We start from the raw sequence: 24,143 nt of genomic DNA, 5'->3' as shown, positions 1-24,143 counted from the left end.
AATTGTAGCAACTACTTCAAGCTTAAAAACCTTTTCAAGCGAAGCTGCTTTTAATAACTCTGGTTAATTACACCGTTCATTATTTGCTCTAGTGTGCTTAATAGCCTGCTGCTTGTCCATCTTTTCGACTTTCAGAGGCACCAAAATATACTCCTTTTTGCTCATCCCATGCGATAGCTTGATATCCGCCGAATGCCCCAACAACCCGCTGAAGCTTGTGACCCCGCTCCATTAGCTCGCGCTGGACGGTCTCGCTGAAACCCGACTCTAAGCTTACATAGCCGCCATCTGTCATCAATGCACCTGTTGGACTGCTTGAGCCGCTGTGAAGTATTCTTGGGGCGTCACCTGCCTCTTGCAGATTCATTCCAAAATCTAAAATATTTACAATAATTTGCGCATGCATTTGTGGCTGCGTACCGCCGCCCATCACACCAAAGCTCATCACTGGTTTACCATTTCTGGTAACAAAAGCAGGAATAATAGTGTGAAAAGGTCGCTTGCCAGGGCGATACTCATTGAAATGCCCTTCTTCGAGAGTGAACATCTCGCCTCGGTTTTGCAGAATAAACCCCAACCCCGGCGGCGTCATTCCTGACCCCATTCCGCGATAATTACTTTGAATTAACGACACCATGTTGCCATCTTTATCAGCAACGGTCAGATAGATGGTATCCCCCTCATAAATGCCAGCGTCTACCCGGTTCGCCGCGCGTTCGCTATCAATAAGCTTTTGGCGTTTGGCTGCGTATTCTTTTGATATTAGCCAATCGACAGGAATGTCGTTGAACTCTGGGTCAGCATAGAACTTGGCGCGATCTTCAAAGGCAAGCTTTTTCGCTTCAACAAAAGTGTGAATATAGTCAGCCGAATTAAAACCCATTCCTTCAATATCATAGTGCTCTAGAACGTTAAGGATTTGCAGTGCTGCTATACCTTGGCCGTTCGGCGGAAGTTCCCACACATCGTACCCGCGATAATTAGCGGCAACCGGTTCGACCCACTCAGAGGTATGTGACGATAAATCCTGATATGACAAAAAGCCGCCTTGAGACTTCATGTAGGCATCGATAGTGCGCGCAATATCGCCTTTGTAAAAAGCATCACGTCCTCCGGTTGCGATTTTTTCATACGTCACCGCTAATCCGGGATTTTTAAAGATATCGCCTTTTTGCGGTACTTTATCATCGATAAGGAAGGTCTCGGCGAAGCCATCATAATGACCAATTCGCTCGTAATTCATTTGCCAGTAATAGGCGATAACTTCTGAAACAGGGAACCCTTCGCGGGCATATTTGATAGACGGCGTAAGCAACGCTGACATGGGCAGCTTGCCAAATTTTTCGTGTAGCGCAAACCAGCCATCGACAGCGCCAGGAACTGAAACGGGGAGCGGACCAAATTTAGGAATTTGATGCAAGCCACGCTCGGCAAACACCGCTTTCGTTAATTGTCTAGGCGAGCGACCCGAGGCGTTTAAGCCCACTAGCTTTTCTTCTTTTGCATCCCACACTATGGCAAATAAGTCACCGCCTATACCGCTACCTGTAGGCTCAACTAAACCTAACATTGCATTGGCTGCAATGGCGGCATCGACCGCACTGCCTCCCTGCTTTAAGATATCTAACGCGGCTTGTGTGGCTAATGGCTGACTCGTGGCTACCATGCCATTTTTAGCAATCACTTCTGAGCGACTTGCAAATGTATGCCCGGTAATTCTGTCATAACTTAAACAATTGACACTAAATAAGATGAGTATCAATGGGAGAAGTCGCGCATTTGCAATCATAGTGTTCCTTTTATCTCAAACGTTATATGGCGTTAATGTACAGAGCTACAATATTCTCTAGTGTAGCTTCATTGTCACATTACGCCTAGGCTTCTTTCCTTAACGCTCTTGTTTGTAAACACCGATAAAGATAACGAAAAAAGCCCCGCTAGGCGGGGCTTAAACATGGTAACAAGGCATTATTATTATTGCTTTATTCTGCCTAATCGGACTTTATTACGAACGGCTGCTTGTGAAATCTGGGTATGCTTCCAAACCACACTCGCTCATGTCTACGCCGTCGAATTCTTCTTCTTCGCTTACACGTACACCCATTACCGCTTTAATCACTAGCCATACCACTAGGCTCACTACAAATACCCATACAAAGATAGTCGCGGCGCCAATTAGCTGACCAGAAATACTTGAACCATCGTTTGTGAAAGGAACAAGGATTAAACCTAAAAGACCAACAACACCGTGAACTGAGATAGCGCCCACTGGGTCGTCAATTTTTACTTTATCTAGTGCAACAATGCTAAGTACTACTAAGATACCACCTAGGCCGCCGAATAGCGTAGCTTGTAGTGGCGTTGGTGTTGATGGCTCTGCAGTGATTGCAACAAGACCAGCTAACGCACCATTAAGTACCATTGTAAGGTCTGCTTTACCAAACAAAATACGTGCAACGATAAGTGCAGCAATAGCACCACCAGCAGCGGCAGCATTAGTGTTCATAAATACGATAGCCACTGAGTTTGCACTTTCAACCGTAGCGGTTGCTAGTACAGAACCACCGTTGAAGCCAAACCAACCCATCCAAAGGATGAATGTGCCTAAAGTCGCAAGCGGTAAGTTTGCACCAGGGATAGCATTTACTTTACCGTCTGCTGTGTATTTGCCTTTACGGGCACCTAGCACAATTACACCAGCAAGGGCAGCGGCTGCACCGGCCATATGAACAATACCAGAACCGGCAAAGTCAGAGAAACCTAAGTCGCCTAGGGTATACATGCCGAATACCGCTTCACCGCCCCATGTCCAAGCACCTTCCATCGGATAGATGAAGCCCGTCATAACAACAGCGAATGCAAGGAATGCCCAAAGCTTCATACGCTCAGCAACCGCACCAGATACGATAGACATCGCAGTAGCAACGAATACTACTTGGAAGAAGAAATCTGCAGAAGGCGCGTAAGTAGCAGGCTCTTCAGCAACACCGGTTGCACCGTCAGCCATGATACCGCTAAGAAAAGGACCCCAATCGCCACCGCCATACATAATGCCGTAGCCACAAATCATGTACATGGTGCAAGCGATAGCGAACAGTGCCACGTTTTTAGTTAGGATTTCTGTGGTATTTTTCGCTCGAACAAGACCTGCTTCAAGCATTGCAAAACCTGCAGCCATCCACATAACCAATGCACCGCAAATTAGAAAATAAAAGGTATCTAGCGCATACCCAAGTTCAAAAGTGATTTCCATTATGGTTTTCTCCGCAAATATATCGTTGTGGCTTAAAGCGCGTCGCTATCCAACTCACCAGTTCGAATACGAACGGCGTGTTCAAGGTCGTAAACAAACACCTTGCCGTCTCCAATTTTGCCTGTTTTGGCAGCGCCAACGATGGCTTCAACCAAGCGTTCTACTTGATCATCCTGAACAGCAATTTCCAGTTTGACTTTAGGTAGAAAATCCACCTGATACTCTGCTCCGCGGTATAGTTCAGTGTGTCCTTTTTGACGTCCAAAGCCTTTCACCTCGGTCACGGTCAAGCCGTCGATACCGATTTCTGAAATGGCTTCACGAACATCATCTAGCTTAAACGGCTTGATGATCGCTGTGACTAGTTTCATGTGTTGCTCCCAGTTCGTTTTTATTAATCTGTGATTTATGGTTGTGTTTCCAACTGTACAAAGACATACCAAGAGCCATGCCACAAATCTTTTTATATATATTTCAATAACATAAAACAAAAATCATCATGTTAGACCAAAATTAACGCACAATTTTGGTGCATAGCTAAAGAAATGCCCTCGAATGAAGCGAAGATGTCCAACGTTGAGGTGAGGCGACTAATAAGTACGATGAAATTAGAAGGGAACTATTCGTTTGAGTGCATGGTCTGTTGTTTACTATGACGACTCTCACCCCAGCTTTTTTTGCGCCCGACAGGCTAAACGAGCACCATGCTGCTAAGAAAACCGCATGGCGCCCTCTAATCGTTTCAGCCTTGATTCACGTGCTCGGGGTAGCGTTAGTTATTGTTCTTTCTCAGCTAAATATTGATAATCAAAAGACGCGACATAAAGCCACTATGCCAATGCCTGAAATTAGCGCGAGGCTATACTTCCCACCGATATCACGATCTCAAAAAGTAAAAGATGTTGTGCCCCCTGAAGCAACAGAAGCGACCAGCGACCTAACTGATTCAGATAACGCAGAAAAGCAGAAGACAACACCTGAATTACAGTATGAGCCCGATAATTCATTAACTAATAAAGCATCAGAGAACACAATAGACACACAACCTGAAAAGCAAACGCAGGACAAAAAGAACGCTGATGTTGAGCCGAAGACGGACGTAACTGAACCACCTAACGTTTTAACGTCTCCCACACTTTCGATAGATGCAAATAGACGAGCAGGCTCGCTCAACTTGTCGGTTAAAGACGGCGCTGCGCAATATTTTCGCGGCTATCACAACAACCAAATTTCAGAAGATGCCGAGCGTGCCGCTGCTGCCTTTCAGCGAAGTAAAAATAGCCCTGAATTGAAGGGCCCGAGCACGCTACAGCGCGAAGCTATTGAAAATAAACGCCCGTCCAAACGCGTTAACTGCAGCAGTACTGCGAACAAAACGCTGGCATTATTAAGCGGCTTCACAGGCGGCACCTTAGAATGCACCAAAATGGGCGATCACAATCGCTTTATTGACGCTAGGGTTAATAAACGCCCTGTCGAAGAGACGAACAATTAGGCGTTAGTTATCACGCATTGAGGCAAATGTAATTAAGTCGTGTTACTTGCTACACCAATCTTGTGATAAATCACTATGCCCATCAATGCGTAGCATCAACATATAATTAGCAAGAGCGTTGCACTTTGTCGTGCTTGCATAAAAATAAATAGAGAGTGTAAGAACTACCTTATACCAGTTCGCATAGATAATTATTGCGTCCCACACAGAAAGCCATCTTATTTTTATGTATCGTGAATTGATGGGTTGCCAAAAGTTAGATGCTGCACGTATTCTTTGCACATCGCGTTTGCTTTTTCATAGCGTTATAAATGTATACAGCGCAGACGTTATAACTACATACAAATTAAAAGGAATATTACTGTGGCCGCTGCCAACTTACTTGCTCTATTAGACGACATTGCAACGTTAATGGATGACATCGCAACCATGTCAAAAGTCGCTGCACAAAAAACCGCCGGCGTACTAGGCGACGATCTCGCTGTAAATGCAGACCAGGTTCAAGGCGTTAAAGCCGACCGCGAGCTGCCTGTGGTATGGGCCGTTGCAAAAGGCTCACTTCTAAATAAGGCCATACTAGTTCCCGCAGCATTGGCCATAAGTGCATTTGTTCCCTCACTTATTACAGTGCTACTCGTGTTGGGCGGGCTTTACCTTTGTTTTGAAGGTGCAGAAAAATTATTGCACAAGTACCTTCCTCACGAAGATGAAGAAAAAACTCGAGAAGCAAGAATAGAGGCACTTTCCCACGAAGATGTGGATATGGTGGCCTTTGAGAAAGATAAAATTAAAGGTGCAATTCGTACTGACTTTATTCTGTCTGCTGAAATTATTGTGATTGCATTGGGCACAGTTACAGATGCAAGCCTTACCACCCAAATAGGTGTATTAGTGGCGTTGAGTCTGGCAATAACGCTTGGCGTATATGGCCTTGTAGCCGCACTTGTGAAAATGGATGATGTAGGGCTCTACATGCTACGAAAATCATTAACAGGGTCTATGAATACTCTGCAGCGGTTTATTGGAAGGGCATTGTTAGTAGCCGCACCCGCTTTGATGAAAACACTGGCGGTAGTAGGTACTGTGGCTATGTTTTTAGTGGGTGGTGGCATACTGACCCATAGCATAGGTTTCTTGCACGTTATCACCGACTGGTTTACCGACCTCATTCCCGATGCATCGTTAGTTATGTCTATACTGGCGGATGGCGCGGTAGGTATTGCTGCCGGCGTAATCATCGCTATTACTGTTACATTAGCCTCTCAACTGAAAAACAAGAAGCGCTAGGTACTGTACTCTTCACATACTGTTGCTCGCATTAAGCGCATAAACATGTTTTTTAGACCACTCGCGTAGTTGAACGTTCGACTACGCGACGTTTCACAAGCCCCATTAGTCATTTTGACCACTTAAGTTTAAATTTCACCACTTTTTAGCATCTCATTAGTTATCAAGTTTAGCTGCATTCATTTAGCTTAAATAAAAAACCATATTTTTCATAAACTTAACTCGTTTTACAAAACTGGCACATCCCTCGCTATAAACTAATTGTTAATTGATAACGACTTATTATCGAAACCTTTAGCAATATGATAGCTGCCACGCAGTATGTCCCAGTGCAGTGTCTAACATAACTTTTTAGGAGATTACTATGTTTATCGGTCGCAAAACTTTCACTGCACTTTCTTTCGTTGCTGGCGTGCTAAGTACACAAGCATTTGCTGATGACTCTCAAAACAACATTGCTTTGCATACTGACTTTATGGTTCAAAACGCCATGACAGAGGTAAAGCAGGAATTAGCGCTTAGCGTAACGTACGACGTGCTTACCGCTAGCCATACATTCGAGCCAGAGGTAGAGGAAGCCGAAACCTTGGTAGCGGAGATTACGATAACGCCGATAGAGCCGGTGAACTCAGACGATAACGACGCATAAGGAGATTGCACATGTTAACTGCCGCTACACTGTTTATGGTAGTACTCGGCCCTGTTATCGCGTTTTTAGTGAGTGCGCTAGTCTTTTCAACTGCGCGCACCTTTCTTCAAAAAAGCCACTGAAATCGCGATAAAAATAAATAGGTGCCTTGTTAACTCATTTATCTGATTTGCCTTCCCTGGGCCTTTGCTCCAGAGGGAGATAGAAAGCACAGAGTTTATGTTTAATGTAATTGTGTTTTCTATCTTCTTACTGGAGTTTTTTTATCCAAATATTTTTTCCCACCAGCTTTTTTCTTTCGTGTTACCATCTTTATCGACCGGCCGGCCTGAGCAATCTTGTTGAGGTGGAGGGAGCACATCTAAAATAGCAGGCACACTCAAACTTCCTGCACACCCAGCAACAACAACTGCACCGGTTTTAGCATCAAAATGCGCTATGCCCAACCCTTTAGGAAAACGTCTAGATAGTGACTTGGGTGATTGAGATTTCATGTAGTTTACAAAGACAGGTAGTGCGCCTCCTGCACCCGTTAAGTTTACTGGTTTATTATCATCATTGCCGACCCAAACTGTGACTACATTATTTCTATCAAAACCGCTGAACCAGCTATCTCGATAGTCGTCAGTAGTGCCGGTTTTACCCGCCATATTCACGTTTCCAAAGTTCCAGCCTATGCGCTTTGCCGTTCCTTCCGTAGTCACTTTATAAAGCGCATAGTTGAGCAAATAAGTTGCCGCCTCATCTGCACGCTGCGCATAGAACTCGGCTTTCTTCCAAAGCAATGCGTTATCATTTGTTACCACTGAAGTCACAGTATGAAGAGGAATATAGCGACCGTCGTTTGACAGCGTTTGGTACATTTGATTGGTGTTAAACGGTGTTAGCTCAAACGCGCCAAGAGTAAGCGATGGCACTTTATCAACTGGCGTGGTTACACCTAAGCGCGCAATCGTATCAGCCAAAGCATCAAGCCCTATCTGCATACCCAGGTTGACCGTGGGAACATTGAGAGACTCAACCAGACCTTGAAGCAAAGGTACTTGCCCTCTGAACTCCTTGTCGTAGTTTTGAGGCGACCACGTTGTCCCATTTTTACTCTCAAGGGTAATAGGCTCATCTTTAAGTGGCGTTGCCAGATTGAACTGCGTTGGATCTTCTAGTGCAGTCAAATACACCGCTGGTTTTATCAACGAGCCGATAGGACGTTTTGCATCAAGCGCGCGGTTAAAACCTTTAAACTCAAAGTCTTTTCCACCGACAATGGCGCGTACTTCACCACTTGCACTGTTTGTCACTACCATGGCACCTTGCAACGGTACTTTTCTGTCTTTTTGTAAACCGTCTAAGGTGGTCGACAGTGCTTTTTCAGCTCGTCGTTGCGCTACAATATCAAGTGTTGTAAACACTTTAACGCCAGAATCTCTTAAGCTTGGCTCTGCCAAGATTTCGTTTAACTCGCGGCGAACCTGCTCCATAAATGCAGGGTGTTTACCGCTTGCTAAGCTTGCGCCACTGGCTAATCCCAACGGCATATTGACATAGCGTTCGTATTCATCTCGATTAATTTCATTTTCGTCAAACAACATGCGCAATACGAGATCGCGACGTTCCTTGGTACGCTCAGGATATTTACGCGGATTGTAGTAAGACGGCCCCTTAATAATAGCTACCAGCGTTGCAATTTCTACCGTACTTAACTCATTTGCAGGTCGGTCAAAGTAAAAGTAACTGGCAAGTCCAAAGCCATGGACTGCCATATCGCCGTTTTGCCCTAGAAATACTTCATTCAAATACGCTTCAATAATTTCTGACTTGCTGTAACGCGCGTCAATAATGACCGCCATAATGGCTTCTTTTGCTTTGCGAACGATGGAACGTTCGCGGGTTAAAAACATATTTTTAACCAGCTGTTGCGTGAGCGTGCTGCCCCCCTGAACCGTTCTTCCTGCAGCAATATTCGCCATAAGAGCTCGCAAAATAGAAAGCGGTGCAACACCGTGATGATTGTAGAAGTTGCGGTCTTCAACCAAGGTTAAGGCTTTGGGCAGCATTTCAGGTATAGAATCTAACTTAACCAACATACGGTCTTCTTGCGATCCGCTTGTCATGCGCGTAACGAGCCAAGGCTCTAGCTTTACCGCGCCATAAGGGCGACCTTGAGTCTTGTCGTATATTTCACCAATACGAGGGCCTTCCCATGTTATGACTAGATGGCGTAACGGCTCAGCGCCCTCAGGAAATTGAAAGCCACGGCGCTGCACATTGAGCACCTTATTTTGATAACTGTATTCACCACTGCTATCAGCAAAAGTCACCTTTCGGTAGCCAAGCAGATTTAGTTCATCAATAACTTCTTGCGGGGTAATTTCTTCGCCTTTGCTTATTTCTAGAGGGCGAGCAAATATCTGTGCCGGCACTTCCCATTTATTTCCTGAAAAGGCATGTTTAATTTGCGCGTCGAGATAAAAAGCATAAGCGCCAAGCACCACGAGCCCGATAAGACTCACACGCCAGAACAGGGTGAACATCCACGAACGTTTGGACGAGCTTTTACCCGTTGTGGATGTTTTCGATGCCTTGCCATTTGAAGATGTATTGTCTTTAGTCTGTCTTTTTGCCACGTGAAAACGCCATGAAGATCATTGAAATGACATCGCATTCTTTGCGATATTGATTAACGCGCGCCTTTAAAAACGTCGTTTTTGATAGCGTAAACATTACCACTGAGGCCGCTTCTCAACAACTGTTTCCATTTAGGCACACTGTAAACCTTACTCCGTTGAAAAAGCGTGCTGACCATAAAAGCCGTCTACTTGGAATGAATTTTACTCGCGTTTCGCGGTCACAATGCGATAGCATGCAGGGAAGTAACACAGGAACCGTACTATGCGCTTAGCTTCATTTCAGTCTTCTTTTTTATCAACATTCTCACTCAAAGGTGGCTTGTTGCGTACGTCATTTGCAATTCTTTTCTCAGGTGCTTTAGTAAGTAATGCTTCTGCAAATGAACAATTTGCTAGTTGTACCGCTGCGCTTGCCGACAAGGCTAAACAAGAAGGCGTCAGTCAGCAGATTATTGACGATGTGTTTCCCCGCCTTATTCATCAAGACAGAGTTATAGAGTTGGACAGAAGCCAGCCCGAATTTGTTCAAACCTTTCCAGGGTATTTCAGTAAGCGAGTGACTGACTGGCGCACTGAAAAAGGCAAAGAGATGTACGCTAAACATGAGAAACTACTTCATGAACTAAGCGATAAATACGGCGTTCCACCCCACTACCTTCTTGCCTTTTGGGGCCTAGAAACCAACTTCGGGTCGTATAAAGGGAAGATGCCAGTACTTGATTCACTGGCTACACTTGCTTGCGACAAACGCAGAAGCAAATACTTTACCCAAGAATTCCTCGTTGCCGTCAAACTTTTGGAAAGAGAGAAGCTACAAAAAGAAGATATGATTGGCTCTTGGGCGGGTGCTATGGGCCACACTCAATTTATGCCTTCAGCGTATACGCATTATGCCATTGATGGCGATGGCGACGGCCAGATAAACCTGTGGGCAAGCGAGGAAGATGCGCTGTCGTCGGCAGCTAATTTCTTAGCAAGCTTGGGTTGGGAGAGAAGCTTTCGCTGGGGCCGCGAAGTGCAACTGCCAGAAAACTTTGATTATCAGGAATCGGGTTATAAAAATAAAAAGCCTCTTAGTAAGTGGAACGCCCAAGGCGTGAAAAAAGCTGATGGCAGCGAACTTGGTGAAGGCGATACCACAGCATACGTAATTGTTCCCGCGGGCCATAATGGTCCAGCATTTATTGCGTATCAGAATTTTCGGGTGATCATGCGCTGGAACAATTCTGAGTTTTATGCCATCGCTGTTGGCGTGCTTGCCGATCGTATATCTGGTGCTACTGGTATCAAAGCCACATTGCCTGACCTTCCGGCATATAACCGCAAAGATATTATTGCCCTGCAAAGCAAGCTCAATGACTTAGGTTTTGATGTGGGCAAACCCGATGGCATTATAGGCCCAGCCACACGTGAAGGCATTCGCAACTATCAAATTAGCAACAACATGATTGCTGACGGGTTTCCAGGGCTTGAAGTGATGGCTGCGTTAGATATCTCAATTGAGAACGGCACAACATCGCAGTCCTAATTGAAGCATGCCGCATTGAAGTGCATAACACTGGCGGCATTTACTGACAAAAACGCTGCATATAAGCGTGTCGGTTAAGGAAGATACTCGAACGTCAGGCTTGAAAAATACGTTTCAAAGTCTGCGGCTGAGCTATTTGTTAACGGCACGCCCCACACGGTATTTAGCATCATCGGCCCTTTAGTATCGAGTTTAAACGTCGCCTTGCCGTCTTTATCAGTCGTTAAGGCTTGCGTCTGAGCGTTGTGATCTGCAAGTGATAATGCATCAATCAGTGCGTTGCTAAGTGGTTTCCCTTTGAATAATACTTGAACAGACAGCGTATTATCGTTCAGCTTATAAGGATGATTCAGCGGTACTATTTCTAACGTATGGCCAATAGGCTTTAATACATTATCCGTAATGGTGTCACCCACCTGAACAATGGTTTTCGCTTTTCTAGAGTAGAGTTCCTCTCCCGCAATATCGTTTTGACCTCTAGACTCTCGATAGGCCAGTATTTCCGCTAAACCTTCGTCTTTTGCGTACTGGTTAAACTTCTTCGCGTCTAATACGCTCGTGGCATGATAACTTTCAAACCCAATAACGTGACTGCCAGGAGCTAGCTCAGTGGTTTTTGCCATACCAGGTAGTAATGCTGTTCTAGGCACTACGCTTGCCCCCATATCTGTAACACCGTCTGACGAGTAAGTTCGTAGAGCCACTATTTTATTCCAGGCAAGACTCCAATGAGAGGTGTCTTCCTTGTGACCTACTTTAAACTGCAGGGCAATTGAGCTGGGTGTGTTGGTGTGGTAATGGGTAGGCTCTAACCAGAAATCATGCGCTTGAGCGCTAAGCGATGTCATTAGAAAAAGAGCGGCAGTGCCTAGTCTGTTTGATTTCATAGCGTCACGTTACCTCAGAGAGTTTTAACAATTCAATTACCAACTTAACGTAATTTTACCAATCCGCATAGATAATTACCCACTCAGAAGGCGCTGGCAAGTTTCCTAGCGAAGCGTGGGGATTCAGAATGGCTGCTCCCTTTATAACTAATAGAAACTATTCTCAGACTTCAACCTTGTTTTTAATCCGGTAAATCCCAGTTGTGCTTAGGATAGCGGCCTTTCATTTCCTTTTGAATTTCTTTGAAACTGCCTTGCCAAAACATGCCTAAGTTACTTGTGGTTTGTAAAGGTCTCCCTGCCGGTGACAGTAATTCACACACCACGGTTATACTGCCCGCTGCAAGTGTAATTGGCGCTTGCTGCGAATACATTTCCTGTAGCCTAACAGACAACACCACATCGCCGTTGTCGCGATAGTCCAGAGCAACCTTTTTTCCCGACGGAACGGTTAAATGCGTGGGCAACAGTGTTGCCAGCGCATCTTGTTGAGGCCACGACAAGCCATTATTTAACGCGGTTTTCCACGGTAACTGCTGCAGCGACTTAATATTCTTACAGTTTTTCAATGACGATTTTAAGCTGTCTCTCGCCTTATACACCAACTCACTGAGGGAAGATGGCCATGGTTCTGGATCGTTAAACGCTTTTTCCTGAGGCAAATTGAGCGTTGCGGCTAATTCCACCCTTCGCCACCACTGCCAATCGGACTGTGAGAGAGGCCAAGCTGAAAGCGGCAAGGTTTCAAGATAAGAAAACCACCCGTCAGTAAAGGCATCGTCCCAAAAGTCACTATCACGTGCTTTTTCTTGCCCAGATACAGGCAGGCTACTTAACGTTATCTCAAAGAAGCCGGTGATTCTCCGCGCTTCCATCTGGCCCGTGTCACCATTGAGCGTCACACTGCGCTTCTCACTGAACGCGTTAGAAAACGCTACACGCAACCAGTGTTCTGGTAACGGCTGCGCTAGGCGAATCGTTACCGTGCTTTTTATCAGTTGACCATCAAGTACTGCTAACCATGGCGTACTTTCACCCTCCTCTCCCCTAGCAAAATTCGCACTGTTCGACGCCGTAAGCTCTGCGCCTTTGCCACTTGCCAGTTTATATTCAAGCAAATCAGACGCGCGTTTACCTACCGTAGATGCCTTGCCGATACCTGAGGCTTTTTTCGCGCTACCGTTATTCGACGGCAACGACGTTCGCAGATATCCCACCTGCATCGGGAATGCAATAGCAATACATAAACCTAGCGCGTGCTCATCCAGTAAATTCACGTCAGCATTGCGCACTTGAATATCAGTATCTTCATTGTATACATATCGCAAATAGCGAGAGGCCTGATGTAGCAATTGGCTTCGTGTATTGCCACTCGCATGAAGTAACGTGTCCATCACATCTGTCGAACCGCTTGTACTTATATTGCTTTCACTCAAAGCAACAACAAAAATGGCAGCCTGTTTTAGTGCATTATTCTCTTCATCTGAAAACGCATCAAAGCCGCTTTTCACTGTTAATAAAAGGTGTGCTAAGTGAGGCTGACACGGCAATTTGGCAAGCGAACGGCCATAGGCAGTAATATTGATATTTTCGGTCCCGCGATGGGCGTCGGGTTTAGTATCCTTTGCCCCATCGGTTTTACTTGTAATTGCATTTAAGCGGCTAAGTTTACTATGTGCTGTGCGCTGCTGCGCTGGGGAGGGCCTCGTTAATAATGCAAGCGTATTGGGCGTACTTCCCCACGCATAGGTGTCGAGTAGGAAGCCGCTCAAATCTTCTTTTTCTATCTGAGCAGCACTATGCTTTGCCAAACGCTCAAAACTGCTTTTACTGCATAAGCGATAGCAAGTTCCAGCCGCGACGCGCCCTGCTCGCCCGGCCCTCTGCACCGCAGAAGCCTGAGAAATACGCTGCTGCGTAAGCGCTGTAATATCGCTTGATGGGTGATACTGTGCACTATTTTCCCAAAGGCTATCAATGACGACAGTCACGCCCTCAATCGTCAAACTCGTCTCAGCAATATTGGTAGATAAAATAATTTTACGCCGACCGGTTGCGTCTTTAGAGATCGCCTCTTGCTGCGCAGATTTTCCCAGCGCGCCGTAAAGCATATGAAGAGCGATATCGGCGCTCTCAGCTAAAGGTTTTATGTCCCGCGCTACGGCGTTGATGCTCCCTCTTCCTGGCAGAAACACCAAAATATCACCTTGGTGTTCAGCGACAGCCTGCTTAATGACACTGCCAACTTTGGGAACGAGTTCATGAGCAGACACATCTTGCATATAGCGAATATCTACAGGAAACATACGCCCTTGCGTGTTCAGATTTACCACGGGCAATGCACTGTATTCGGACAGCAGTTTGTTAAGTGGCTCTATCTCTAAGGTTGCCGACATGATGATTAGCCGAAGGTCGTCGCGCAGCCCTGCCTGCACCTCCAGAGCTAACGCTAAACCAAAGTCACTGTGGATACTGCGTTCGTGAAATTCATCAAAAACAATTGCAGCTACGCCACTTAACTCTGGGTCTTGCTGAATCATTCTGCTCAGCACCCCTTCAGTGATAATCTCTAATTTTGTTGAAGGCGATGTTTTCGACTCGCCTTTGATACGATAACCAACCGTTTCTCCCACATGTTCCTTAAGCTGTCTGGCCAAATAATCGGCAAGACTTCTTACAACAACTCGGCGGGGCTGCATAAGCAATATTTTTCCTTCGAGGGAAGAATGCAGTAACGACAAGGGCAGCACGGTCGACTTACCTGCGCCAGGTGGAGCTCCGATAATGACATTATTGTCAACAATCGCATTTTGTAGCGGTGTTGCAAGTTCATAAGCGGGTAAATGAGAAAACGGCTGTAACATAAGGGGCAAAAAAATATTGTAAGCTAATGCCGTAAGTGTACCCGATAAGCCCTATCATGTGTGTCAGAACTCCATCATTGAGACATGATAAGTAAATGCTTACTAATATGTTTGCTTTGTTTATGCGTTTAGTGAAAACATATAGGCTATTGCTATAGAAAGGCTTCATACGAGCAACTGGTGTAAAAATGCAAATTAGGGAGTAAAGCTATGCGATGTTTTATTGGATTAGATCTTAGCACTTCAGAAAAGCTCGCCCTTGATAGCTGGCGTCAGCAAGCCTTACCTGAAGTCATGCCAAGGCAATGGACAAGAGCTGCCGCTCCGATATCCCGAAAATCTTCAAAGCATCAACAAATTCATCAAGGGTCTCCCCTGCCCTACGCAGTGCCAGCAGCAAATTTTCACATAACCCTGAGCTTTCTAGGCGAAATAAGCCATCGACAGCATGAAGCACTTATTTACGAACTCGACCACCTCGTGAGTGAGCCTTTTTCTCTAACGCTTGATACTACCGGGTTATGGAATGGCCCTAAAATTTTATTTGCTGCTCCCAACAATAAACCCAAGGCACTAATGGAACTCGCTAAACTATCTCGTAAAGCGGCGCGAAAAGCAGCAATTGAGGTAGAAGGAAAAGAATACAAACCTCACGTTACAATTGTTAGAAAAGCCACGTCAATGTTGCCCCTGCCACTTTACAGCCCGAGTGTAGATATGCATGTATCTGCCTTTCACTTATTCGAATCAGTCTCCACGCCACAGGGAGTGACTTATCCAATTCGCCAGTCGTGGTCTTTAAAACATAACATGTCTGTTAGGGAGAAATTGCGCAGAGGGATAACTGATGAATGAGCAAAAACATCTGCACCACAGTTAGTAATTATGACTTATGCCAATTTAAGCTGGGTTAAAGAGGCCTATCACCTTTACAACGTGCTGCGGCACGGGTAAAAAGAGGACCTGTTTTTTAATTCATTCTGCCTTCATGCAACAAACATTTAGATTAGTTATAGACTGCCCCGACCAAATTGGTTTGGTTGCCAGCGTTTCGCAATTTTTAGCAGACCACAATGCCACCATTGTCGAAGCGAACCATCACACCGATTTACAGACAGGTCGCTTTTTCATGCGTCATGAAATTAGTACCGACTCGCTAAAATTAGACCATAAAAGCTTTGTGGAAGAGTTCACTCCCCTTGCCAATGAATATCAAATGAATTGGAAACTGAGTGATTCAAACAAAAAGCAACGCGTGGCTCTTTTAGCCAGCCTTGAGTCTCACTGTTTAGTTGACCTGCTGCACCGCTGGCATACAGGCGAACTACACTGTGATATTCCCGTAATTATTGGTAACCACCCGCAAATGAAGCAATTTGCAGACTGGTACAAGGTGCCTTTTCACTGGGTAGACTTTAAAGCGCTCGGCAAAGAAGCTGCATTTGCGCAAATCACGACCTTACTTCAAGAATACAAGATTGATTTGACCGTGCTTGCCCGCTTCATGCAGATTTTACCTGATACGCTTTGCCAAGAGCTGCAAGGTAAAGCCATTAACATTCATCACAGCTTCTTGCCCAGCTTTGCCGGTGCTAAGCCATACCAGCAAGCCTATGATCGCGGCGTAAAGTTAATTGGCGCAACCTGTCACTACGTTACTAAAGATTTAGATGAAGGCCCTATTATTGAGCAAAGCGTTAAACGTATTAGTCACAGTGACAGTGCAGCTGACATGGTGCGTAAGGGTAAAGATTGTGAAGTAACGGCATTAGCTCATGGCGTGCGCTACCACTTAGAAGACCGCGTGATTATTCACAGAAATAAGACCGTGGTGTTTGCGTAAGTCTTCACACGGATAAATTAAAAAAGCCCGCTAGTAAGCATTACTTTCGGGCTTCTCCTTTTACTGTTTTCGTTCTACACTTTTTTCGCTCTATACTCTTTTCGCTTTATACTCTTTTCGCTTTATACTCTTTTCGCTTTGTTTAGACATTCTTTTTTACGTTGTTAAACCCATCATCACCAAGCACCTCTTGAAGTCTCGCTTTTATTACGGCTTCCTTATGAGGATAGTGAAAGTCAAACCCTTTGCCGTTGCCGCTTTCCAAGATAACGCCAAGGTAATGGTGAGAGAAAAAGCCAATACATAGCCCTACACTGCCTAGGGTAGCCACTAGTTTCACTTCACCTTCTGCAGTGATATTTAAAACAAAAAGAGCCAGTAGAAAAGCGGGAACACCAAGAAGTAGTGCCTTGTCGATGGCTTTGCGTTGCATCGTCTTCCCTGTGAAATTTTGATTCCCTTTAAACACTCAATAAATCACAAAGCGGCTTTGGTTTCAATACAAACAACGGCTTCAAAACGTCCACTTTCTTGTCATTAGGTTAGTGCAGTTATCGGTCTGACATGAACTAATTTATGCTTCATACAGGGCTGGTACGCATGGCACGTCTTAGTTTCATGTAATACCACAGGTTTGATGCAGCAAATAGCGCCTCCGTAATAGCTAGCCCCCAGGTTTGCGTAATTATGCCGTACGCTGTGAAGTTGATAGAGCCAACAATCATACACACACGAAGACCCGCTTCTTTGCAGTGAAGCTCACCAAATCGGTAAGCCATAAAAGTCAACACAGGCATAGCTTCAACTAACGAGGTTTTACCGGTTAAATTATTCACCGTCAGTACAATAACCATCATGCTGATTAATGTGATATAGGTTGCCACAGGAGAAAGTAGCTTTTGGTTAATTAGCCTATAACTAGTACTCAGCCCTGCCACCGTAATAACAACGGCTCCTCCCCACGCTTGCTCGAAAACCAAAAGTGAGCCAATAGCAATACATAGCCCTAAATTCAGTAGCAATAATTTACGTTCAGTATTCGACCAAAAAGAGGCCAAAGCAAAAGCGACAGGAAACGCGTGAAGTAGAATTTCGAACATAGTGAGCACGTTAAAATATAAAAGGTTGAAGGGTTGCTGAAGCCAGCATTTGAAAACGCGCGCAGTGTAAATTCCATACAGCATAAAGCCAATCAAAATTTGACCAATTTCGATGAATTGCATATCAGCGCGATTTCTCTTCAAACCGCTGTACTGCAAGGAATTACGTTAAAGAGCATTTAACTTATTTTTACATTATCTTAAGATGATAAGCGTCAAAAACGTATAGATAAAAACAGACAGGAAAACTCATGGGTAAATTTAAATCATCACTTACCGCTATGGCGGTTGTGGTTGCACTGGGTGCATGTTCAGAACAAAAAGCACCTGAAACCACCAGCGCAGATGCACAACCTACAACAGCATCTCAGCAAGCACAGTTTGATAATGTGCTACTTCAAGAATTTAAAGGCCCGTATGGCGGCGTGCCAGCTTTCAATAAAATGAATTTAGAAGATTTGAAACCTGCGCTAGAAAAAGCCATGGAATTGAACCTTAAAGAAATCGAAGCTATCGCGAACAACGAAGCACCACCAACATTTGATAACGTTATTGTAGAGATGGAGCGCGCAGGCGCTGAGCTTGGCCGCGTGTTTACTTACTACGGTATTTGGAGCTCTAACAAATCTAGCCCTGAATTCCGCGAGATTCAGGCAGAAATGTCACCTAAGATGTCAGCATTCTTCACTCAAATCACGCAAAATGAAAAGCTATTTGAAAGAGTAAAAGCGGTATACGAGTCTGATGAGCTGAAGTCACTTACGCCAGAAGAACAGCGTATTACATGGATGACGTACAATAGCTTTGCTCGAAATGGTGCAACGCTTGATAGCGAAGCAAAGAAACGCTACGCAGAAATAAACGAAGAACTTGCTACGCTGCACACTAAGTTTTCAAACAACGTTCTTGCCGACGAAGAAAACTATGTGACTTACATTACTGAAGACCAGTTGGATGGCTTGCCTGCGTCTTTTGTAAAAGCAGCAAAGGCTGCCGCTGAGTCTCGCGGTGAAGAAGGTAAATACGCCATTACTAACACCCGCTCGTCGATGGATCCATTCTTAACCTACTCTACAAATAGAGAGCTTCGCGAGAAAGTTTGGCGCACCTACTACAATCGCGGTGACAATGCAGATAAGTTCGATAATAACGACATTATCAAGCGTATTCTAACTCTTCGTGATGAGCGCGTTGAACTATTAGGTTACGAAAATTACGCTCAATGGCGTTTAGAAGATCGCATGGCGAAGAACCCAGAAAATGCCATGGATCTTATGATGAAAGTATGGCCTGCGGCCATTGCTCGCGTCGAAGAAGAAGTGGCTGATATGCAGGCTATTGCAGATAAAGAAGGTGCTAATATCACTATTGAGCCTTGGGATTACCGCTTCTATGCAGAAAAAGTACGTCAGGCCAAATACGACCTCGACTCAAATGAAGTAAAGCAATACTTGCAGCTTGATAAACTTCGCGAGGCAATGTTCTACGTTGCTGGTCGCCTGTTTAACTTTAACTTCACTCCGGTTGAAGAAGGCAAAGTGCCGGTTTTCCATGAGGATGTTAAGGTTTGGGAAGTAACAGATAAAGATAGCGGTGAGCACATTGGCCTTTGGTACCTTGACCCGTTCTCACGTCAAGGTAAGCGTTCAGGCGCTTGGGCAACGACCTACCGTTCTTACACCACGTTCGATGGTAAAAAAACCGTATTATCTTCTAACAACTCGAACTTCGTTAAAGGGGCCGATGGCGAAGCTACGCTTATTTCGTGGGACGATGCTGAAACCTACTTCCATGAGTTTGGTCACGCGCTACACTTCTTAGCGTCTGACGTAGAATACCCATCTTCTCACTCAGGCGTGCGCGACTACACCGAGTTTCAGTCACAGTTACTAGAGCGTTGGTTAACCACCGATGAAGTTATTAATAACTACCTGGTACACCACGAAACTGGCGAGCCGATCCCTGCCGAATTGGTTGAGAAGATTAAGAAGGCTTCAACCTTTAATGAAGGGTTCAAGACGACAGAATACATGGCCTCTGCAATCATGGATCTGAAGTATCACACTACCGACCCTAGCAAGATTGACCCTGATACTTTTGAACGTGAAGAGCTTAAAAAGCTAGGCATGCCAGAAGAAATCGTTATGCGTCATCGCTCTCCACACTTTGGACACGTTTTCTCTGGCGAAGGTTATGCAGCGGCTTACTATGGCTACATGTGGGCGGAAGTTTTAACTGCTGATGCGGCAGAAGCCTTCATGGAAGCACCCGGCGGCTTCTACGATAAAGAAGTAGGCGATCGCTTAGTGAAATATCTATTCGCTGTACGCAACGCAATGGACCCGGCAGAAGCGTACCGCAAATTCCGTGGGCGCGATGCTAAAGTAGACGCGTTAATGCGTGACCGCGGCTTCCCGATCCCAAAAGAAGCGAAAGAATAAACACCAACGCTTCTAGGCTGTAGTTGAAATTATTCAACACACAGTAAATATACTGGCCTTCGGTTTAATTTATTTAATCGAAGGCCTTTTTATTTGCTTTACGCGACAAAGCACTCATCTTTTCATTGACCTTCTGGTCAGTTGTCATTCACAATCTTAGTGAGCTCTTTGCCACCAAAAAGTATAAACTTTGTTGGTAAGAGGCCGATAACATGTTTGGCCAAAAGAATAATAAAAACCAGCGCTAAATTTAAATCGCCGTACTGTGTCGTAGTAACGACCGGTATTAGACGTCGTTGTGCCTGCAATGCCACGTCATCTTTTATTCATAGTTTCAGCATTAACTTACGTGGTCGAAAGTCATGACTTTCAGTATAAAACAAAAACTCATTATTTCTCTTATCGTAGCAGTACTTGCGGCTGCCGTACTCGTCGGTTCAGTTAGTCAGTGGATTGCCCGCGATCTGGTTAAAGATAGTATGGAAGAGCTACAGCTTCCATCACTTCTCAAACAAGTTGGCAATCGTGTTGATAGAGAAGCGAGCGTAATGCTAACCGTCGCTCACAGCATCGCTTCAAATCCAGATATTCTTGCATGGTCGACAGCAGGTGCAGACAGCGCTGGTGAACGTCGCCTTCTTGGCTACTTGAACAACATTGTTGAATTCAACGATTTAACCGTGGCCTCATTTGTCGATAGAACAACGTACAAATATTGGAATCAAGAGGGCTTTTTACGGGCTCTTAAAAACGATGAATTCGACGGATGGTTTTTTGCCTATAAAGACAGTGGAGAGCCCATTTCTTTAAGCCTGTATAACGAGCCAGGTCAGGGCTATCGCCTGTTTGCGAACTATCAGCAAGTTAACGGCAGAGGTATGTCGGGCGTTGCTAAATCCGTTGATGAATTGTTAGGGATCATAAACGCCGTAAAAATTGCGCAAACCGGTTTTGTTTTCTTAGTTGACGGCAGCGGTACTATCATCGCACATCCAAATACGGAGTTGCTGGGTAAAGCTAAACTTGCGTCTCTTAGCGACTCAAATACCGCAGGAAAACTTCTCAATCGCCAGAGCTTTGCTATGGCCACTAGCGACTCGAAGGGTGACACCCAGCTGTTTGCAAGTACCTATGTAGATAAAGCAGGCTGGTATGTTGTTGCTCAAGTGCCAGAGCATGAGCTTTATGCGTCATTGAACGCGGGCAGCCGTCAGATCATTGTGTGGGCGTTAGCGATTGCGGGGGCGTTCGCGCTTATCGGAATTTGGCTAGCAGGCACGTTAACTAAGCCTTTAGAATCCCTTGCTGATGTATTTCAGCAGCTTGGACAAGGCCAAGGTGATTTGCGTTCTCGCATTCCCACACCAGAACAAAAAGAAATTGCGCGCTTGGTGGAAGGGTTTAATAACTTTATAGACCACCTCCACGGCACCATTTCTCAGGTAGCGAAAACGAGTCATGCACTTAAAACATCAGCGCAAGACGTAGCCAAGCAATCCCATCAAACAGAAAGTTCAACAAAAAGTCAGCGCGATCAAACTCTACAGGCTGCAGCAGCGCTCACAGAGATGGGCAGCACGGTTAACGAGGTCGCGCAATCGGCTACCCTTGCAGCACAAAATGCTAACCTAGCTACGACCAATTCGGCCCAAGGAAGAGAAATCACTCAACGCGCTGTACATGCAATACAGGGGCTGTCAGAGCAAATACAAGATGTTTCCAGCGTGATTCGGTCACTTGACGAGCATACAGCGGCAATTGGCGGTATCTTAGATACTATTCGAGGCATCTCAGAGCAAACTAACTTGTTAGCGCTTAACGCAGCTATTGAAGCTGCGCGCGCAGGTGATCACGGCAGAGGCTTTTCTGTGGTTGCTGATGAAGTTCGAACCCTAGCTCAACGTGCTGCTCAAGCCACAGACGAGATTCAGGTGAAGATTGATAAATTCCAACAAGACTCCAAGTCAGCCGTTTCACAGATGGAATCTAGCCGTGAACGCACTACAGATGTGGTGGCTGCCACTACTGAAATTGATACGCTACTGCAAAACATCGCTGAAGAAATCGCACATATAAACGATGTCAACACGCAAGTGGCTACTGCAACTGAAGAACAAGCAACCGTGGTTGAAGATATCAGTCGCAATATCAACGATATTAGCGCGTCGAGTGAAGAAACGCTTAATGCTACACAAATTTTAGTGAACGTGAGCGACAAGCTTGATGAGTTAGCGCAGGAGCTATCTTCTGAAGTAAGCCGGTTCAAACTATAGCGACTATTAGCCGCGACGTGAGATCAAAGTAGGCAACATAAATAACGCGCTCTACCTCGGCTATTAACAACGACGAGCGCGTTGTCCTCACCCGGATTGGGAATGATGAATTAACTAACTTCGCATTGTATTCAGAAGTTGATAGCGTATTGGAGTTTTACCTGATTGTCTCTGCTAGAACGCCAAGGTAATTGAAAGGACGCACCATCGCTTTCCCATGATTCCCTGAGTGCGCCAATTGTTAGCACATGCTTATCTTCTTTAAACGGAATTTCTAAATAAATACCTGCCGATGTGCTAGTAGGAAGACGGACGGTATCAGCGACTGGTATGCTCATTTCATGTCGGGGTCTAACTTTATGACTTAAGCCCAAACGATAATCGCCGCTGTCCCACCAACTTACCAGTTCAAATTCATGACTTCTTACCCGTTGAGACAATACGCCATTATCAAGCAGGCCTTTATTGTAATGGACTATGGCTTCAATATTAAACATGGGGGCAATTTGTTGACTAAACGCGAGTTGATATTGCTTTTGCTTACAGCCATCAAATTTAATCTTGTTCTTCGTAAGGGTAAGCGAAAAAGTATCGTCGCTATCTGCGTATTGATTTAACCATTCTTGCGCTTTTTCAACTACAGAGGCTTGCGCCGGGCCCGCTATTAGCAAGCAAGGGCAAATACATGCAGATAACAGTGACTGAGTAAATCGTCGCATTTTCGCTGCCTCTTGAAATATCGTTGATTAAACCGTTAACGTCTTCAAAATCAGTATAGACAAGAAAATAGGAGGTTGGGTATTAGCCATATTACTAACACCCGATAAAAAATAACGAAGAAAGTATGACGGAGAGTGAGTGAATTATATTTGGAACGTAATAACGATGATATAGCTTGTTAGTTAGCTTCAACCCGAGCGCTTGAAAGTGATGCTCTGCGCCCTTCGGTTGCCTCCTCACTGAACCAGTAGAGGCCTTGTCCATCGACACACACGCCCTCAACTTGCTTGTATTCATCTAAAGGCCAAATATCAAGGAGTAAAAACGCTTTTGAAACTTGCGCCAAAAAGGTAGCAAAATTGCCGAAAGGATCTGACTTATAGCCGGTTATCACAAATCGCTGCTGAAGTTCGTCAAAATCTACCCCCGTCACTACGCCAGGTAATCCCTCGATAGATGCGAAAGGACGTAACGTCTGAAGCGGCTCTGCCTCGTTAACGTCATAAATATGCGTTATCCCCGTGCGCCAGCTTTTGGAAAATAGAAGTAGCTTGTTATCAAGCTTGACCATGGCCTCTGAGTCGAAATCATGAGCGTAAGGAATATTATTGTCAGCGTTGTTGCCTGCATATTTTAACGTAATCGTTTTAATATCATTCACGTTGCTGCGATTCACTTTGTGAATTTCAACCTGCTCTCTTTTACCCTTATTATTCCCAACGTCAGCGATATAATAAAAATCAGGGTCCGCAGTAATGGCCTCCCAATCTTTATTGGTAAGCGCCAGCCGCGTACGCTTTGTTATTTCGCCTTGGTAATTGACATGAAATATGAGCGGGGCATTACCCGAGTCGTTCAGCGAAACCATGCCTTCTTCTTCGCAGAACAAACCTGAAGTTTCTGCAAGCTCATCAGGTAACGTTACCATGGTATCGATTTTCAACGATGCTAAAGGCGTTGGATAATTAACGGCACAGGCTGTAAATAGCAAAAGTGCCAATGATAAAGCCATGAACCGATATAAATTGTTCAATGAGACACTCCAAAATAATCTCTACACCACAGATAATATCAAACTAAAGAATTAACTCACGTAAATTCATATTGTTTCTTGGTTAGCTCAACCGTTTATTTAACAGCATAGGCAATTCTTATTGCCCCATTTGAAAATGAATT

18 protein-coding genes are annotated in these 24,143 nt (G+C 45.0%); 8 read left to right on the top strand and 10 right to left on the bottom strand.

All coding sequences use genetic code 11. The features are described from left to right. Positions 1 to 97 precede the first annotated feature (97 nt). From ggt to glnK, 3 genes are all read right to left on the bottom strand, one after another. The gene (ggt, locus tag GVO62_RS13330) at positions 98 to 1,789 is read right to left on the bottom strand and encodes a gamma-glutamyltransferase (protein ID WP_159119656.1); all 1,692 of its coding nucleotides are present in this window, start codon (positions 1,787 to 1,789) and stop codon (positions 98 to 100) included. Between the two features lie 216 nt (positions 1,790 to 2,005). Then, positions 2,006 to 3,253 (bottom strand): ammonium transporter, encoded by a 1,248-nt coding sequence (locus GVO62_RS13325; RefSeq protein ID WP_159119655.1) that lies wholly within the window; start codon positions 3,251 to 3,253, stop codon positions 2,006 to 2,008. A gap of 32 nt (positions 3,254 to 3,285) precedes the next feature. Beyond that, the gene (gene glnK, locus GVO62_RS13320) at positions 3,286 to 3,624 is read right to left on the bottom strand and encodes a P-II family nitrogen regulator (protein WP_105930564.1); all 339 of its coding nucleotides are present in this window, start codon (positions 3,622 to 3,624) and stop codon (positions 3,286 to 3,288) included. Positions 3,625 to 3,905: 281 nt separating this feature from the next. Between glnK and GVO62_RS13315 the strand changes: the two genes are divergently transcribed. From GVO62_RS13315 to GVO62_RS13305, 3 genes are all read left to right on the top strand, one after another. Further along, complete coding sequence (locus GVO62_RS13315) at positions 3,906 to 4,748, top strand: hypothetical protein (protein WP_159119654.1); 843 nt, start codon at positions 3,906 to 3,908, stop codon at positions 4,746 to 4,748. Between the two features lie 363 nt (positions 4,749 to 5,111). After that, entirely contained in the window at positions 5,112 to 6,035 is a 924-nt protein-coding gene (locus tag GVO62_RS13310; protein WP_159119653.1) for a DUF808 domain-containing protein, read from the top strand. 364 nt (positions 6,036 to 6,399) lie between these two features. Then, on the top strand, positions 6,400 to 6,684 hold the full coding sequence (locus GVO62_RS13305; protein WP_105930567.1) for a hypothetical protein: 285 nt from the start codon (positions 6,400 to 6,402) through the stop codon (positions 6,682 to 6,684). 263 nt (positions 6,685 to 6,947) lie between these two features. On the opposite strand, the gene mrcB is transcribed toward GVO62_RS13305, so the two are convergent. Then, positions 6,948 to 9,308 (bottom strand): penicillin-binding protein 1B, encoded by a 2,361-nt coding sequence (mrcB, locus tag GVO62_RS13300; RefSeq protein WP_159119652.1) that lies wholly within the window; start codon positions 9,306 to 9,308, stop codon positions 6,948 to 6,950. A gap of 265 nt (positions 9,309 to 9,573) precedes the next feature. Here mrcB and GVO62_RS13295 point away from each other — a divergent pair, with 265 nt between their 5' ends. Further along, complete coding sequence (locus tag GVO62_RS13295) at positions 9,574 to 10,839, top strand: lytic murein transglycosylase (protein ID WP_159119651.1); 1,266 nt, start codon at positions 9,574 to 9,576, stop codon at positions 10,837 to 10,839. Positions 10,840 to 10,913: 74 nt separating this feature from the next. Here GVO62_RS13295 and GVO62_RS13290 read toward each other — a convergent pair whose 3' ends face one another. Continuing rightward, entirely contained in the window at positions 10,914 to 11,726 is an 813-nt protein-coding gene (locus GVO62_RS13290) for a DUF4198 domain-containing protein (RefSeq protein ID WP_159119650.1), read from the bottom strand. A gap of 182 nt (positions 11,727 to 11,908) precedes the next feature. Further along, the gene (locus GVO62_RS13285) at positions 11,909 to 14,590 is read right to left on the bottom strand and encodes an ATP-dependent RNA helicase (protein ID WP_159119702.1); all 2,682 of its coding nucleotides are present in this window, start codon (positions 14,588 to 14,590) and stop codon (positions 11,909 to 11,911) included. 210 nt (positions 14,591 to 14,800) lie between these two features. Between GVO62_RS13285 and thpR the strand changes: the two genes are divergently transcribed. Continuing rightward, positions 14,801 to 15,445, top strand: a complete 645-nt coding sequence (thpR, locus tag GVO62_RS13280; protein ID WP_159119649.1) for an RNA 2',3'-cyclic phosphodiesterase — start codon at positions 14,801 to 14,803, stop codon at positions 15,443 to 15,445. 133 nt (positions 15,446 to 15,578) lie between these two features. Then, positions 15,579 to 16,433 (top strand): formyltetrahydrofolate deformylase, encoded by an 855-nt coding sequence (gene purU, locus GVO62_RS13275; RefSeq protein WP_105930573.1) that lies wholly within the window; start codon positions 15,579 to 15,581, stop codon positions 16,431 to 16,433. A 142-nt stretch (positions 16,434 to 16,575) separates the two neighbouring features. On the opposite strand, the gene GVO62_RS13270 is transcribed toward purU, so the two are convergent. Next, entirely contained in the window at positions 16,576 to 16,866 is a 291-nt protein-coding gene (locus tag GVO62_RS13270; protein ID WP_159119648.1) for a hypothetical protein, read from the bottom strand. 148 nt (positions 16,867 to 17,014) lie between these two features. Next, on the bottom strand, positions 17,015 to 17,533 hold the full coding sequence (locus tag GVO62_RS13265; RefSeq protein WP_159119701.1) for a YgjV family protein: 519 nt from the start codon (positions 17,531 to 17,533) through the stop codon (positions 17,015 to 17,017). Between the two features lie 251 nt (positions 17,534 to 17,784). Here GVO62_RS13265 and GVO62_RS13260 point away from each other — a divergent pair, with 251 nt between their 5' ends. After that, positions 17,785 to 19,974, top strand: a complete 2,190-nt coding sequence (locus tag GVO62_RS13260) for a M3 family metallopeptidase (RefSeq protein ID WP_159119647.1) — start codon at positions 17,785 to 17,787, stop codon at positions 19,972 to 19,974. Positions 19,975 to 20,336: 362 nt separating this feature from the next. Then, positions 20,337 to 22,247 carry a methyl-accepting chemotaxis protein gene (locus GVO62_RS13255; RefSeq protein ID WP_159119646.1) on the top strand — a complete coding sequence of 637 codons (1,911 nt, stop codon included), beginning with the start codon at positions 20,337 to 20,339 and terminating at the stop codon, positions 22,245 to 22,247. Between the two features lie 131 nt (positions 22,248 to 22,378). Here the strand turns inward: GVO62_RS13255 and GVO62_RS13250 are convergent, their stop codons facing one another. Together GVO62_RS13250 and GVO62_RS13245 are read right to left on the bottom strand one after the other, a co-directional pair. Next, on the bottom strand, positions 22,379 to 22,966 hold the full coding sequence (locus GVO62_RS13250) for a hypothetical protein (RefSeq protein WP_159119645.1): 588 nt from the start codon (positions 22,964 to 22,966) through the stop codon (positions 22,379 to 22,381). Between the two features lie 179 nt (positions 22,967 to 23,145). Beyond that, on the bottom strand, positions 23,146 to 24,000 hold the full coding sequence (locus GVO62_RS13245; protein ID WP_159119644.1) for a hypothetical protein: 855 nt from the start codon (positions 23,998 to 24,000) through the stop codon (positions 23,146 to 23,148). Between the last annotated feature and the right edge of the window lie 143 nt (positions 24,001 to 24,143).

Origin of the sequence: Alteromonas sp. KUL150, assembly GCF_009811475.1 — a bacterium.
Classification (GTDB): domain Bacteria; phylum Pseudomonadota; class Gammaproteobacteria; order Enterobacterales; family Alteromonadaceae; genus Alteromonas; species Alteromonas gracilis.
Note: the sequence above shows the minus strand (reverse complement) of the source record. Positions and strands in the feature narration are given on the sequence as shown.

What these genes read in the sequence shown, in the direction of transcription:
- ggt (WP_159119656.1), bottom strand. Translation starts at nt 1,789, where the DNA reads ATGATTGCAAATGCGCGACTTCTCCCATTGATACTCATCTTATTTAGT.
- GVO62_RS13325 (WP_159119655.1), bottom strand. Translation starts at nt 3,253, where the DNA reads ATGGAAATCACTTTTGAACTTGGGTATGCGCTAGATACCTTTTATTTT.
- glnK (WP_105930564.1), bottom strand. Translation starts at nt 3,624, where the DNA reads ATGAAACTAGTCACAGCGATCATCAAGCCGTTTAAGCTAGATGATGTT.
- GVO62_RS13315 (WP_159119654.1), top strand. Translation starts at nt 3,906, where the DNA reads ATGACGACTCTCACCCCAGCTTTTTTTGCGCCCGACAGGCTAAACGAG.
- GVO62_RS13305 (WP_105930567.1), top strand. Translation starts at nt 6,400, where the DNA reads ATGTTTATCGGTCGCAAAACTTTCACTGCACTTTCTTTCGTTGCTGGC.
- GVO62_RS13295 (WP_159119651.1), top strand. Translation starts at nt 9,574, where the DNA reads ATGCGCTTAGCTTCATTTCAGTCTTCTTTTTTATCAACATTCTCACTC.
- GVO62_RS13290 (WP_159119650.1), bottom strand. Translation starts at nt 11,726, where the DNA reads ATGAAATCAAACAGACTAGGCACTGCCGCTCTTTTTCTAATGACATCG.
- GVO62_RS13285 (WP_159119702.1), bottom strand. Translation starts at nt 14,590, where the DNA reads ATGTTACAGCCGTTTTCTCATTTACCCGCTTATGAACTTGCAACACCG.
- thpR (WP_159119649.1), top strand. Translation starts at nt 14,801, where the DNA reads ATGCGATGTTTTATTGGATTAGATCTTAGCACTTCAGAAAAGCTCGCC.
- purU (WP_105930573.1), top strand. Translation starts at nt 15,579, where the DNA reads ATGCAACAAACATTTAGATTAGTTATAGACTGCCCCGACCAAATTGGT.
- GVO62_RS13270 (WP_159119648.1), bottom strand. Translation starts at nt 16,866, where the DNA reads ATGCAACGCAAAGCCATCGACAAGGCACTACTTCTTGGTGTTCCCGCT.
- GVO62_RS13265 (WP_159119701.1), bottom strand. Translation starts at nt 17,533, where the DNA reads ATGTTCGAAATTCTACTTCACGCGTTTCCTGTCGCTTTTGCTTTGGCC.
- GVO62_RS13260 (WP_159119647.1), top strand. Translation starts at nt 17,785, where the DNA reads ATGGGTAAATTTAAATCATCACTTACCGCTATGGCGGTTGTGGTTGCA.
- GVO62_RS13255 (WP_159119646.1), top strand. Translation starts at nt 20,337, where the DNA reads ATGACTTTCAGTATAAAACAAAAACTCATTATTTCTCTTATCGTAGCA.
- GVO62_RS13250 (WP_159119645.1), bottom strand. Translation starts at nt 22,966, where the DNA reads ATGCGACGATTTACTCAGTCACTGTTATCTGCATGTATTTGCCCTTGC.